Origin of the sequence: Paraburkholderia sp. SECH4, assembly GCF_030511745.1 — a bacterium.
GTDB lineage: Bacteria > Pseudomonadota > Gammaproteobacteria > Burkholderiales > Burkholderiaceae > Paraburkholderia > Paraburkholderia madseniana.
Genome location: NZ_JALOCP010000003.1, coordinates 260,491 through 274,305, shown reverse-complemented (window position 1 = coordinate 274,305; position 13,815 = coordinate 260,491). Strand labels below are relative to the sequence as shown.

General features: G+C 63.7%; 12 protein-coding genes. 9 read left to right on the top strand and 3 right to left on the bottom strand.

The genetic code is table 11. From position 1 onward, the window contains the following. Positions 1–39: 39 nt before the first annotated feature. The 4 genes from M0D67_RS06655 (at position 40) to M0D67_RS06640 (ending at position 3,619) form a co-directional block, all read left to right on the top strand. Positions 40–1,257, top strand: a complete 1,218-nt coding sequence (locus tag M0D67_RS06655; RefSeq protein ID WP_266238053.1) for an acyl-CoA dehydrogenase family protein — start codon at positions 40–42, stop codon at positions 1,255–1,257. A gap of 35 nt (positions 1,258–1,292) precedes the next feature. Next, positions 1,293–1,829 (top strand): 4-hydroxyphenylacetate 3-monooxygenase, reductase component, encoded by a 537-nt coding sequence (hpaC, locus tag M0D67_RS06650; protein ID WP_266238050.1) that lies wholly within the window; start codon positions 1,293–1,295, stop codon positions 1,827–1,829. 2 nt (positions 1,830–1,831) lie between these two features. Next, the gene (locus M0D67_RS06645) at positions 1,832–2,548 is read left to right on the top strand and encodes an ethyl tert-butyl ether degradation protein EthD (protein ID WP_266238047.1); all 717 of its coding nucleotides are present in this window, start codon (positions 1,832–1,834) and stop codon (positions 2,546–2,548) included. Between the two features lie 153 nt (positions 2,549–2,701). Further along, on the top strand, positions 2,702–3,619 hold the full coding sequence (locus M0D67_RS06640) for a LysR family transcriptional regulator (RefSeq protein ID WP_266238045.1): 918 nt from the start codon (positions 2,702–2,704) through the stop codon (positions 3,617–3,619). A 20-nt stretch (positions 3,620–3,639) separates the two neighbouring features. On the opposite strand, the gene M0D67_RS06635 is transcribed toward M0D67_RS06640, so the two are convergent. From M0D67_RS06635 to M0D67_RS06625, 3 genes are all read right to left on the bottom strand, one after another. Further along, complete coding sequence (locus M0D67_RS06635) at positions 3,640–6,111, bottom strand: c-type cytochrome (protein ID WP_266238042.1); 2,472 nt, start codon at positions 6,109–6,111, stop codon at positions 3,640–3,642. Continuing rightward, positions 6,095–6,610: a (2Fe-2S)-binding protein gene (locus tag M0D67_RS06630; RefSeq protein WP_266238039.1), complete on the bottom strand. Its 516-nt coding sequence runs from the start codon at positions 6,608–6,610 to the stop codon at positions 6,095–6,097. The genes M0D67_RS06635 and M0D67_RS06630 overlap by 17 nt, the downstream gene beginning before the upstream one ends. Positions 6,611–6,717: 107 nt before the next feature. Continuing rightward, on the bottom strand, positions 6,718–7,869 hold the full coding sequence (locus M0D67_RS06625) for an FAD-dependent monooxygenase (RefSeq protein WP_266238037.1): 1,152 nt from the start codon (positions 7,867–7,869) through the stop codon (positions 6,718–6,720). A 298-nt stretch (positions 7,870–8,167) separates the two neighbouring features. On the opposite strand from M0D67_RS06625, the gene M0D67_RS06620 reads away from it, so the two are divergent. Genes M0D67_RS06620 through M0D67_RS06600 form a run of 5 tightly spaced genes read left to right on the top strand, consistent with a single transcriptional unit; the run spans position 8,168 to position 13,802 of the window. Next, positions 8,168–8,920, top strand: coding sequence for an Asp/Glu racemase (locus M0D67_RS06620; RefSeq protein WP_266238035.1), 753 nt, complete (start codon positions 8,168–8,170; stop codon positions 8,918–8,920). A gap of 23 nt (positions 8,921–8,943) precedes the next feature. Further along, a complete protein-coding gene (locus tag M0D67_RS06615; protein WP_266238032.1) occupies positions 8,944–9,771 on the top strand; it encodes an alpha/beta fold hydrolase in 828 nt (275 codons plus the stop codon). A 19-nt stretch (positions 9,772–9,790) separates the two neighbouring features. After that, positions 9,791–10,831 carry a 2,5-dihydroxypyridine 5,6-dioxygenase gene (locus M0D67_RS06610; protein WP_266238030.1) on the top strand — a complete coding sequence of 347 codons (1,041 nt, stop codon included), beginning with the start codon at positions 9,791–9,793 and terminating at the stop codon, positions 10,829–10,831. An 11-nt stretch (positions 10,832–10,842) separates the two neighbouring features. Further along, complete coding sequence (locus M0D67_RS06605; RefSeq protein ID WP_266238028.1) at positions 10,843–11,487, top strand: isochorismatase family protein; 645 nt, start codon at positions 10,843–10,845, stop codon at positions 11,485–11,487. A 35-nt stretch (positions 11,488–11,522) separates the two neighbouring features. Continuing rightward, entirely contained in the window at positions 11,523–13,802 is a 2,280-nt protein-coding gene (locus M0D67_RS06600; protein WP_266238026.1) for a molybdopterin cofactor-binding domain-containing protein, read from the top strand. Positions 13,803–13,815: the final 13 nt, after the last annotated feature.

Here is a 13,815-nt window from a genome sequence, read left to right as displayed (position 1 = left end):
CCAGACGGATCGATTTTTCAATTCCTACACCCTGCCATCATGCAAAGCCTCCAGAGTGCCAGCCTTCCGACTTACGCCTATGAACCTCGCGTCATGGATCAAGCCGACCCGTATCCGGAGTACGCGGGTCCCCTTTCCCTCGATGTTCTGATCGAGGAAATAGAGCGTCGAAGAGACGAGTTCGATCACTTGTCGCATGTTCCGCGTGACATGATCGCGAAGATGAAACGCGCGGGTATCTTTCGGGCAAGTACGCCGCGGCGGTTTGGTGGAGACGCGCTGCCGCCGCCGCAGTTTTTGCGCATACTCGAGCGCATCGCAATCGCCGACGGGTCGACCGCGTGGGTCGCCGCGTTCGGATCGGCGAATACCTATCTCGCGTCGCTCCCAATCGAAACGCAGCAGCATATCTATGCAAAAGGACCCGACCAGGTTTTTGCCGGCGGACTCTATCCATTGCAGCCAGCCGCCAAAGTGCCGGGTGGCTTCATGGTCAGCGGCCAATGGCGATTTGCAAGCGGCTGCAAGGGCGCGGACTGGATCGGCGTAGGGATCGGCGGCACGCCCGCCAATTCGGGTGACACACGCGCAGGGAAACCTTTCACCGCCGTATTCCCCGCGCACGAAGTCGAGATCGTCGAGAACTGGAACGTCGTCGGCATGCAGGGCACCGGCAGCCATGATCTGCGGCTTCGCGACAAATTCGTCGACGCGCAATGGACATTCGTGCGCGGCGGCCAAGCGCTGATCGACGAACCGCTCTATCGCTATCCCGCCGTTGCGTACCAGGCGCAAGTACACGCCGCCGTCAACATCGGCCTCGCGCGTGCAGCGCTCGATCTGCTGACCGACATGTCCGGATCGACTAAAACCACCACCGGCGCCCCGCGTCTTGCCGACCGCGGTTACTACCGCTCCGGCCTCGCGAAAGCGGAGGCCAACTGGCGCAGTGCTCGCGCGTTCTTCTACGAGTCCGCCGAATCGACGTGGCAAACCATCATCGCCGGCGATCCTGTGACACAGCATCAAGCCAATCTGATGCGCCTCAGCGCAACGCACGCCGCACAAGTGTGTGCCGAGGTCGTGATGCAGGCGTATCAGTTGGCGGGCATCGCGGCGATCTACCGCGAGAATCGGCTGCAGCGATTGGTGCGCGACTCGATTGTCGTGACGCAGCACGCGTTCCTTGGAGAAGGCACCTACGACGCATCGGGCGCACTGTTTGCCGGCATCGCGCCGGTAACGCCGTATCCCTGATGAGGGCCATGCCACATGAAAGCGACAGGACAATCATGACGATCGACGACACCAAACGGCGTTTCCGCGATGCGATGGCGTGCCTGCCCGCGGCCGTCAACATCATCACCACGGATGGCCCGAGCGGACGTTGCGGGATTACCGCAAGCGCAGTCTGTTCCGTGACGGATGCGCCGCCTACGATGCTCGTTTGTATCAACCAGGCCAGTTATGTACACGATGTTCTGCATCACAACCGGAACGTGTGCATCAATGTGCTGGCTGCGGAATGTCAGGACGTCGCGCGTGATTTCGCGGGCATGACAGCCTGCTCGATGGACGAGCGATTCGCACGTCACGCATGGACGATCGGGCATCAGTCGGCCCCGGTCCTCTCGCATGCGATTGCAAGTCTCGAAGGCGAGATAGTCGACCTCAAGAGTGTTGGATCGCATTCGGTCATGTTTGTAGAAATCGGGCATATCTCGACCAGATCGGAGGGCGACGGACTGATCTATTTTGGTCGGCAGTTCCACCGCCTTGTGCGGCCAGAAGCAACGGCGCAATCCGTCGTAGCAAGTGCTCCGAGGTGAACGTGGAAGTCTGTCTGTTTCTTATCGGCTACCGCAATGGCATACATCGGGAGCCGCGCGACATCGATATATCGCTGATTCAGGCGGTGTCCCAGAACGTAGAAGGACTGCGGCGTTTCGTGATCCATCGCTCTGCGGAGTCGGCGAATGGCGACCCTCATTCAAACGAACATGCTTTGAAGCCACGCTGGGTGCTGCAGTGGTATTTCGACGATCTCAATCCTGCCGAAGCGGCGCTTCAACGCGGCGGTGCCACACATACGATCGTGGAGCAAGCGATCGACGCCGTCCAGGACCGCCTTGCACTCGCGCAGCAACTCATGGCGGTGAGAAAATTTGCTACGCCGAATGCCCCCGACATTGACGATCCGTCTGAGAAATGCACGTATCTCGTCGGCTATGAAGGAGAAGCCCAGAATTTCAATGCGTGGTTGACGCACTATCTGAAGCATCATCCCCCGCTCATGGCACAGCTGCCCCACATTCGTGAGCTGGAAATCTATACGCGGGTCGACTATCGGACCGGTTTAGATATTCCGCAAGCAACCGCCATGCAGCGGAACAAAGTGGTCTTCGACGATTCCGCGGCGCTGACCGCAGCGCTGGCCTCGCCGGTACGTGCGCAGATGAAGCAGGATTTCGACGCATTCCCGCCATACAGCGGACCGGCCTCGCATTTCCCTATGCACAGCATTTACGGTAACCTGCAGCGGACGTAAAGCCGGACGCGGATAGCCCTAAGCAGTAGGCGGCTGTCAGGTCCCGCCCTGCGAACCGGATACTGTCGCACCGAAAGTTGCGCGTCCGTCTTAACAGCCAGAGCCTGACGCAACGCGATCGTCAGACTCCTTCACTGCCGCGATCCGAACGTCATGACAAAGTCGCACTCTGGCATTACGGATTTGAATCTGCTGCGCGTGTTTCTGGCCATCTCGGATCTACGCAGCCTGACTGCCGCGGGCGAACGCCTCGGACTCACGCAACCTGCGGTGAGTCACGCGCTCCGCCGGCTGCGTGGGTTATTCGACGATCCGCTCTTCGTGCGCACACCCAGCGGCATGGTGCCCACGGATGCGGCACTGCGTTTGCACGCACCGCTCACGCAGGCGTTCGAGATCATCAACGGGGCAGTGCAGCAGCTCGCGAAATTCGACCCCGCTACGACGACGCGCGTATTCCGCGTGTCAATGTCGGATATGTCGGAGTACTTTTTCCTGCCGCCGCTGCTCTCGATGCTCGACCGTACTGCACGCGGCATCCGGATCGAGATCGCCAATGTCTCCGTCGATTCAGTGAGTGCCGCGATGCGCAGCGGTGAAATCGATCTCGCGCTCGGTTACGTTCCGGGTCTGGATTCAGGTTGTGTGAGCAGGACGCTATTCTTCGACGAACACGTTTGCGTCGTGCGGGCGGGTCACCCTTTGCGCAAACTGAAACCAACCAAAGAAGACCTCGCGGGTTTGCGCTACGTCTATGCGAGCACAAACGCAACCGGACACCGGATGGTTGAGCAATGGCTGGAGGAATTGAATCTGCGCCGGGATATCGTGCTGCGTCTGCCTCATTTTGTCGTTGCGCCCGAGATCGTTCAGAACACCGATCTTGCCGTCATTTTCCCAAGGAGCATCGCGCAGCGCTTTAACCGCAACAAGTCCTTCCGCATCCTCCCGTTGCCTTTCTCGTTGCCACGCATTGAAATTCAAGTCCATTGTCACGCCCAGTTCTCGGCGGATCCGGGAATCGCCTGGCTGGTCGACGCCATTTACGATATGTTTCATCAGGCCGGTTGACCGGATTTGCCCGGACGGCGCTAGTGTCCCGCGCGCAATCTTGCCGACGCCGATTCGAGATCACGCCAGGCCGGCTGCCCTGGCGCGTAGCGCGCGCGGATATACGACGCGAGTTCGGCCATCTGCTTGTCGTCGAATACATCTCCGAATCCGGGCATGTAGCCCAGCGATTCCGTTGCGGGCTGATCGATTCCGTGTTGCAGCACATGCAGAAGATTGTCCGGTGAAGCCTGGGCAACGCTCGTGTTCAGCCCCATCAACGGGCGCACGCCGAAATGGCCAACGCCGCCCGATTCCGCATGACACACCGCGCACGATGCTTCGAAAATGCGACGGCCGTTTTCGAAGCCAAGTGTCGTCGTCGAACCCGCGTCCGTAGCAATCGCATGCGCGGCCGCGGCACGGGCGGACACCTCCGCGTCAACGGGTGGCGACAACGACGCGACGTAGTGAGCCATTGCGCGCACGTCGGATTCCGGCAGCGTAGCGAGCCCGGCGACGACAGGTGCCATCGGTCCCGCCGCCACACCGTGTTCTGCAGAAAAGCCCGTGCGCAAATAGTCGAATAGCGCAGCCTCGGACCACGGCACCGGCGACGCACGCGAAGCCACCAGCGACGGCGCGTCCCAGCCTTCCGCACTCCCGCCCGACAGATACGCAAAACCGCCCTTCTCCGCGCCGATCGCATTGCGCGGTGTATGACACGCGCCGCAATGCCCCGCGCCGTCGACCAGATACTTGCCGCGATTCCACTGCGCCGAGCGCGTCTCGTCAGGGACGAACGCACGCGTGTCATGAAACAGCCAATTCCAGCCGGCCACCAGCCGTCTTTGATTGAGCGGGAATGGCAAGTTCGTTTTCGGTGGCGCGTTTTTGACCGGCGCTTGCGACATCAGATACGCGTAGAGCGCCATCATGTCGGACTCGCTCATCCTGGCGAACGCGGTGTACGGAAACGCCGGGTAAAGATGCGAGCCGTCGCGCGAAACACCTTCGCGCATCGCCCGCGCAAACGCTTCGTACGACCAGGTGCCGATGCCGGTCTGCGCATCGGGCGTGAGATTGGTCGAGTAGACGGTGCCGAACGGCGTGTCGAGCGCGAAACCGCCGGCATTGGTCTTGCCGCCCGGCGCGGTGTGGCAGACCGCGCAATCTCCCGCGGCGGCGATCTGACGACCGCGTTCGAGCGTGGCCGGCGACCACAGCGAAGTGTCGACTGAGGCAATCGGGGCGATCGGCGCCGGCCCCGGCAGGACCGAGCACGCGAGGCCGATCAAACCACCCATCACGCCACCGACGCCGCCCCCGGCCAACCAGCGCCGCCAACGCGACGGACGACGCGTTTGCGCAGGTGCCGCAGCCAACGTAGCGGAAGGTGCGTCGGCCAACGCGCGGCGGATGCGCTCCGCGTCGAACGGGGGCGCACGGAAACGCACGCCGGTTGCGTCGAACAAGGCATTCGCAATCGCGGCCGCGGCGGGCGCGGCAGCACGCTCTATCGTGTCGGCCTCCGCGCTCGTCAAGGTACGCGCCGTCCCGGCAGTCGACTCGTTCAGCGCTCTCCCCGTTACGCTCAGTTCATGCGACACCGCGGCATCACCATTCGCAGAGCCGGTTTCATCGTGGGCTGACCGGGCAAGAAAGCGCACGCCGGTGGAGCGCTCGATCGCATCGGTCACCTGCCATGACGGCACGCCCGAGACGCGCGCGGCACCCGGTTCGCCCGAACCACGGCCCGCAACCACGCGTCTGATCGCGACATCGCCAGTTTCACGATTCACGTCGACATCCACGACCCACGCCGTCCAGCTATCGGCACTCGGATTCGGCGTTGCAGTCGTGACGCGCACAGGCAAACTCCCCTTCTCATCCGACGATAGCGGCGCGCTGTGTTCAAGCGCTTCGCCGTCGAACGCGAAGCCGCGTCCGCGCACCCAGGGTGACGCCGGCTCAACCTGAGCCGCAAGCGCCCCGCCCCACGCGGCACGCTCGGTCACCATGCGGATCGTTTCGCGCGCGCCGCCGTCACGCTGCGCGTCGAGGTGCTGCAGGCGCAACGCGACGGGATCGCGTTGCAACGCATGGGCGAGTTCGTCGATGAACGATTCGCGGGCAAATGCATGCGCCTGAACAGGAATTGTCCGGGCCGCAGAAGCTTCGACCGCCACGGACGCCTGAGCGTGCCGGTATACCAGCAAAGGCACACCAGACTCGACGTCGTCATCGCACGCTGAAGCCTCTTTGTGTTCCAGCCGCGCACGGTATTGCCACGTTGTCATCGTGCCGTCGCGCTCGTGGCCGGTCTCGACCATCAGGTCCGCATAGGCCATGGCGGCCGCGTCGACCGTTTGCGCTTGTACGGGCCATTGATACCGTTCCGACCGGTACAGCGCCGCGCCGGACTTTTCGTCCCCGACAGATTGCGCACGTACAGACTCAAGCCCGCGATCATCCTCACGCACCGATACGAGGTCGTCACCGTTCTGATTCATGCGCACCTTCATGCCGCAGATATTGCGCAGCGCGACGCACCGCGTTGACGATCTCGAAGTGCGTGCCGCATCGGCACAGATTGAAGCGCAGCGCGTCGCGGATCGCGTCGTCGTCAGGCTCCGGGTTACGGTCGAGCAACGCCTTCGCGCTCATGATCATGCCGTTCAGGCAGTAACCGCACTGCGCCGCCTGTTCGTCGATGAATGCGCGCTGCACCGGGTGCAGCGCGTCGACCGTCCCTAGTCCTTCCAGCGTCGTGACTTCGCGCCCGATCGCAATACTCGCGGGCACGACGCACGAACGCGTCGGCTGGTCGTCGACGATCACCGTGCACGCGCCACACTGCCCGAGGCCGCACCCGTACTTCGGCCCATTCAGTTCGAAGTCGTTGCGCAGGATATACAGCAGTGGCGTATCCGGCGTGGCGCCCTGAACGGTGCGACGAACGCCGTTGACGGTGAGTGTCAGCGGACCGGCGGGCGGACTCGAATGCGCCATATCTGAGCCTGTTCACAAATGAAAGGGGACGACGTTATAGCGGAAGCACGCGGCGTGCTATGGCGCCGGCGCCGCGCGCTTCCGGATTGCATGCTTGCCACTCACACTCAGGCCGAAGCAACCTCGGCGGCCGGCGACACGAGCGGTACGTTGAACACGTCGTAGCCAAAGACCCACGACGGGTCTTCATTCGTACGCAGCCACGTGTTGTTGTGGGAGACCAGTTGGACCTTGGAGGCGCGCGTCGCACGATTCGCTTCGTACAGCGCGAAGGCACCCGCGTAATCGGTTGCGCCCACTTCGTCGAGGCAGCGCGTCAACATGGCTGCGTCTTCGATCGCCATCGCCGCGCCCTGTGCCATGTGCGGCTTCATCGGATGACATGCGTCGCCGAGCAGCACCAGACGGTCACGGCTCCACAACGGCAGCGGATCGCGTTCGAGCAACGGCCATTTCGTAATGGACGGCGACACGTCGATCAGATTCTGCACGTCCGGATGAAAGCCCGCGAACGCCTCGCGCATTTCTTCGCGGCTGCTTTCCATCATCGACACCCCCGCGGGCCACTCGGCCTGCGGCACGCCCGTGACGTAGTAGTACTCGTCGCGCGCCTCGGTCACGTAGTAGACCATCATGTGACGGTCTTCCGACCACCACTTCACGCACATGTCATACGGTTTGTGGCCGAGCAGCGACGCGGGGAAGACCGCGCGATGCGCAACATAGCCCGTATAACGCGGCGGCTCCGAGCCCAGCAGGTGATCGCGAATCTTCGAGTTGACGCCGTCCGCGCCGATCACGATGTCTGCCGTCTCGACCGAGCCGTCCGCGAAGGTCATGCGCACGTCGCTACCGGTGTCCTCGACAGCCTTCAGGCATTTGCCGAAGACGATCGTGCCGGGCGCCACCGCCTCGGTCATCAGCGCATGAAAGTCGCCACGATGGACCGTCAGATAGCTCGCGCCATAGGCCTTGAGCGCGTGATCGCCGAGCGGAATCTGCGAGATCGCTTCTGCCGTTTTCCAGTCACGGCTGTACCAGAAGTCGGGATGCGAGCCCATCAGGTTCAAAGCGTCTTCGCAGCCGATGCGACGCATGATCTTCATCACATTCGGCCCCAGGTGAATACCCGCACCCAGGCGCGAAAACGCCTGAGCCTGCTCGTAGAGCCTGACGTCATAACCGCTGCGTTGCAACAACGCGGCAGCCGCCGTGCCGCCGAGGCCTGCGCCGATAACGGCGATACGGGTTTTTCTCATGATGTTCTCCTGTTCGTGCGCCCGCCCAGCGACATGCTTCGACGGTCCGGTTGAGTTCGATTAAATGTAGCGTACACATTAGACATTCTTTCAACAACAAAAATTTTTCGTGCACTCGAACGCCGAATTTGTCGCCTATATACGTGCATTCACGCTTTCATTCCTCCTGCCGCTCATCTGGGGAATTTTTATTCTGTTGAATTTTTATAACGTACACACTAGACTTTGCCTCAACGCACGACGCCCTTCGCCGTCGCAAGGCGCCGGGCATCACTCACATTGACCGGAGAGCATCACAATGACCAGGACATACCGGATCGGCCAGATCGTGCCGAGCTCGAACACCACGATGGAAACGGAGATCCCGGCCATGCTGCGACTGCGTGAGACGATCCGCCCGCAGCGCTTCACCTTCCATTCGAGCCGGATGCGCATGAAGAAGGTCGTCAAGGAAGAGCTGGCGGCAATGGACGCCGAGTCGGACCGCTGCGCACTCGAGTTGTCCGACGCGCGCGTCGACGTGCTCGGCTATGCCTGCCTCGTCGCGATCATGGCCATGGGTCACGGTTATCACCGCGTGTCGCAGGCGCGCCTGACGCAACGCACGGCGGAAAACGGCGGGCAGGCGCCCGTCCTGACGAGCGCCGGTGCGCTCGTCGATGCACTGCGTGTGATCGGTGCCAAACGCGTCATCGTCGTGGCGCCGTACATGAAGCCCTTGACCGAGCTCGTGGTCGACTACATTCGCCACGAAGGTTATGAAGTCATCGACTATCGCGCGCTCGAAATCCCCGACAACCTGGACGTGGGCCGTCACGATCCCGCACGCTTGCCCGACATCGTCAAAAGCATGTCTTTCGAGCGGGCCGATGCAATCGTGCTGTCCGCCTGCGTACAGATGCCGTCGCTGCCGGCGGTCGCCAAGGTCGAGGCCATGACAGGCAAGCCGGTAATTACGGCCGCGATCGCCACCACCTACGCGATGCTGCGCGAGCTCGATCTCGAACCGATCGTACCGGGCGCAGGTGCCCTGCTGTCGGGCGCTTACTGACCGCCACCGCAAGAGGACGCACCATGACTACCTTCCTGTACGGCGCGAACGTTGCGGCCAACGGCATCCGTCAGCACTATCTGCGCTACGGCGGCGCCGACGGTTCACGCGCGAAACGCCCCGCTATCGTGCTGATTCCAGGCATCACCAGTCCGGCGATCACGTGGGGCTTCGTCGGCGAAGTGCTGGGCCGCACGCACGACACCTACGTACTCGACGTGCGCGGCCGCGGCCTGTCGTCGGCATCGCCGACCCTCGACTACAGCCTCGACGCGCAAGCCGCCGACGTGGCCGCGTTCGTCGCGGCGCTCGGTCTGCGTGAATTCAGCCTGGTCGGCCATTCCATGGGCGCGCGCATCGCGGCGCGCGCGGCGCTGCATGCGCCGCGCGGACTCGCATCGGTGGCGCTGATCGATCCGCCGGTTTCCGGGCCCGACCGCCGTGACTATCCGGGCAAGCTGCCCTGGTACGTCGATTCGATGGCCCTCGCGCGAAGCGGCACCGACGCCGAAGGCATGCGCGCGTTCTGCCCGACCTGGACGGAAGCCGAACGCCAGTTGCGCGCCGAATGGCTGCATACCTGCGACGAGCGCGCGGTACTCGCCTCCTATGAAGGCTTCCACACCGACGATTTCCACGCGGACGCCGCCCGTCTTACCGTGCCCTCGCTGCTGATGACCGCGCAGAACGGCGACGTGGTGCGCGACGAGGACGTCGCCGAACTGCAGCGCGCCACACCGGCGATGCTGCACGTACGCGTGCCCAACGCCGGCCACATGATTCCGTGGGACAACGCTGCCGGCTTTTACGCCGCCTTCAGCGACTTCCTCGGCGCGCCGCTCGCCTACTGACCGTAAAAAGGAACCATCGATGCCAGTCAGCGACTACCAATTGATCGAAGCGTGGAAGGAAGTCCTCACGCTGTCCCGCCTCGAGCCCGGCCAGAGCGTCACGATCCTGACGAGCCCGGCCACGCATCCGCAGACCTTGTCGTGCGCACTCATCGCGACGCAATCGATGGGCGCGATCGTCAATCGGCTCGATCTGCCGCCGGTGAACGGCGAGAAAGCGTTCAGCCGCGATTCGCTCGCCTATCTGGGCACCACGCCGCTCACCGGCAACGGCCCCGCGATCGCCGCGCTGAAAGCCAGCGATCTCGTGCTCGATCTGATGACCCTGCTGTTCTCCCCCGAGCAGCACGACATCCTGAAGTCCGGCACAAAAATCCTGCTGGCCGTCGAACCTCCCGAGGTGCTCGCGCGCATGGTGCCGACCCAGGCCGACCGCACGCGGGTGCTGGGCGCCGCGAAGCGCATTTCCGCCGCACGGGAAATGCGCGTGACGTCCCCGGCAGGCACGTCGCTCGTGTGCCCGCTTGGCGAGTTCGGACCCACCGCCGAATACGGTTTCGTCGACGAACCCGGCCGCTGGGATCACTGGCCGAGCGGCTTCGCTCTGACCTATCCCAACGATCGCACCGCGCACGGCACGATCGTGATCGATCGCGGCGACATCCTGCTGCCGCAGAAGCGCTATGTGAGCGAGCCGATCGTGCTGACTGTTGAACGCGGCTATGCGACAAAGATCGAAGGGGGTGTCGATGCCGCGTTACTGCGCGACTACATGGAAACCTTCAATGATCCTGAAGGCTATGCGATCTCGCATATCGGCTGGGGGCTGCAGCCGCGTGCGCGCTGGTCGACGCTCGGTCTCTACGATCGTGAAGCGACCATCGGTATGGATGCGCGCGCGTTCGAGGGTAATTTCCTCTTCTCGCTCGGCCCGAACAACGAAGGCGGCGGCAGCCGCACGACAACCTGCCACATCGATATCCCGCTGCGCCACTGCACCGTGCTGCTCGACGACGATGTCGTCGTGCGCGACGGCCGCGTAATCGAATCGACACTCTGAGATCTGATGCGATGAATGCTCCCCAAACGCACGCCGAAGCCCATGTGTATCAGCAGCAAGGGTTCGGCACACCGCTGCCCGTGCACGGCAATATTGGCCTGTTGATTGTCGACTTCGTGGTCGGCTTTGCTGATCCCTTTACATTCGGCGGCGGCAATATCGCGCCGGCGATTGCACGTACCGTGAAGGCGCTTGCACACGCCCGCGCCGCGGGTTGGCCGGTCGCGCACAGCCGCATCGTCTACGCGGAGGACGGCAGCGACGACAACGTGTTCTCGCTGAAGGTGCCGGGCATGGCGACGCTCACCGAAGACCATCCCAATAGCGCGATCGTGCCGGAGCTGACACCCGCGAAAGGCGAACTGGTGGTGCGCAAGACCGTGCCGTCCGCGTTCTTCGGCACGCAACTCGCGCCGTGGCTCACGCAGCGCGCCGTGCAGACGCTGCTCGTGGCCGGCGCGGTGACGAGTGGTTGCGTGCGGGCCAGCGTTGTCGATGCGATGTCGTATGGGTTCCGGCCGCTGGTGTTGTCCGACTGCGTCGGCGATCGAGCCATCGGCCCGCACGACGCGAACCTGTTCGACATGCAGCAGAAGTATGCCGCGGTGATGCCGCTCGCGGACGCGCTGGTCGCGATCGAGCAGCGCGTGCGTTGACGCATGAGCGTGGTACACACCTTGGGACCCTGCCCGTGAACCGCTCCGAACTTCTGGCAAGTGTCGGCCGCCTTGCCGTGATCCGCCGGCCGGCCGCGCCGGTCAGGCCCGCCGCCGGACAGCCTGGCAGCCTCTCGACCTACGTGCCGGACGTACCCGAGGTCTTCGTCGCGATACTCGATGACGGGCGGATCCTCGCGTTCAACGGTCACGTCGATCTCGGCACGGGCATACGCACATCGCTCGGCCAGATCGTCGCGGAAGAACTCGACGTGCCGGCGAAGCGCGTCACGGTACTGCTCGGCGACACCGCCGCCACGCCGAATCAGGGTCCCACGATCGCCAGCGCGACGATCCAGATTTCGGCGGTGCCGCTGCGTTGTGCGGCGGCGCAGGCGCGCGGCGCGCTCTTCGAACTCGCGGCGCAGCGCCTCGGCGTCCCCATCGAGCAGCTTGCTACCGACGACGCCCAGATTTTCTGCGCGGCCAACCCGGACGGCGCACGCGTGACGTTTGCCGAACTGGTCGCTGGCCGCAGCATGACGCTTGAACTCGACATCGGCACGCCCATCAAGGATCCGTCGACATACCGGCTCGTCGGGCGTTCATCGCCGCGCGTCGATCTGCCGGCGAAGGCGACCGGCGCGTTGACCTTTGTGCATGACATGCGCGTGCCCGGCATGCTGCATGGACGGGTGGTACGTCCGCCTTATAGCGGCATCGATAGCGGCGCTTTTGTCGGCACATCTCTCGAGCGGGTTGAACGCGAATCCGTCGCTCATATTGCGGGTGTACGAGACGTGGTCGTGATCGGCGATTTCGTGGGCGTCGTGGCCGAGCGCGAAGAACAGGCGATTCGTGCCGCACGCGAGTTGCGCGTCAAATGGAAGCCGCTGCCGCCGCTCGATTCCCTGGATGATCCAGGCGCTGCGATCTCCGCTGCGCCGGCAAAACGACGGCCTCTGCTGGAAGAAGGCGACGTCGAATCCGTGCGCGGCCTGCCCGGCACGATCACGCTGTCACGCACCTACGTGTGGCCTTATCAGATGCATGGCTCGATCGGTCCATCGTGTTCGGTGGCCGATTACCGGGAGCCCGGCAAGGGACGCATCACCGTCTGGTCGGGCACGCAGAACCCGGTCTCGCTACGCTGCGACCTCGCGACCCTCCTGCAACGCGACGAAGCCGACATCGACGTCGTCCGCATGGAGGCGGCAGGTTGCTACGGACGCAATTGTGCGGACGACGTCTGTGGTGACGCGCTGCTGCTCTCGCGCGCGGTCGGTGCACCGGTGCGCGTGCAGCTCTCGCGTGCCGACGAACACACGTGGGAGCCGAAAGGCTGTGGCCAGGTGGTGGACGTCACCGGCACGGTGAGCGACGACGGCCGTCTGCTCGGCTACGACTTCGCGACGCGCTATCCGTCGAACGATGCGCCGCTGCTCGCGTCGCTGCTGACAGGCGCCGTCGCCCCACAAGCGCGCGTCTTCGAAATGGGCGACCGCACCGCCGTCTCGCCGTACGAAAGCCCGCACCGCCGTTTCGCATGCGACGATCTCGCCCCTCTCGTGCGTTCGTCATGGTTTCGCGGTGTGTCGGCGCTGCCCAACTCGTTCGCGCACGATTCGTTCGCCGATGAAATGGCCGCGCTAACCGGCAGCGACCCACTGGAATTTCGTTTGCGCCATCTGAAGGACACACGCGCTGCCGAACTGCTCGAAGCGGTTGCCGCACGTGCCGGGTGGAAGCATCGCAAGCGCGGCATTGAAGCCGCTGACGAGCGCTATGCGCGCGGACATGGCCTCGCTTACGCACGCTACGTGCACAGCCGCTTTACAGGCTTTGGCGCGGCATGGTCGGCATGGGCGGTGGAACTCGTTGTTGATCGCGTGACCGGGCAGGTGCGAGTCGAGCGCATCACGGTCGGCCAGGACACCGGCACGATGATCAACCCCGACGGCGTGCGCCATCAGATTCACGGCAACGTGATCCAGGTACTGAGCCGCTCGCTCAAGGAGCGCGTGCGATTCGTCGACGGCAAGGTGGCGAGCCGCGAATGGGGCAGCTACCCGATCCTGACTTTTCCGGAGTTGCCGGCCGTCGATATCGTGCTGATGCCGCACCAAGGCGAACCGCCGCTGGGCGCCGGCGAATCGGCCTCCGTGCCGGGACCCGCCGCGCTCGCGAATACGATCTACGACGCGACCGGGGTGCGCCTGCTCGCGCCGCCGTTCACGCAAGAGACCGTGCGCGAGGGTTTGCGCGCCGCCGGCAAGCTGCTGGCGGCTGAACCGGCGCATGCGGCGAATACTTAGGAGCCACGCAAGA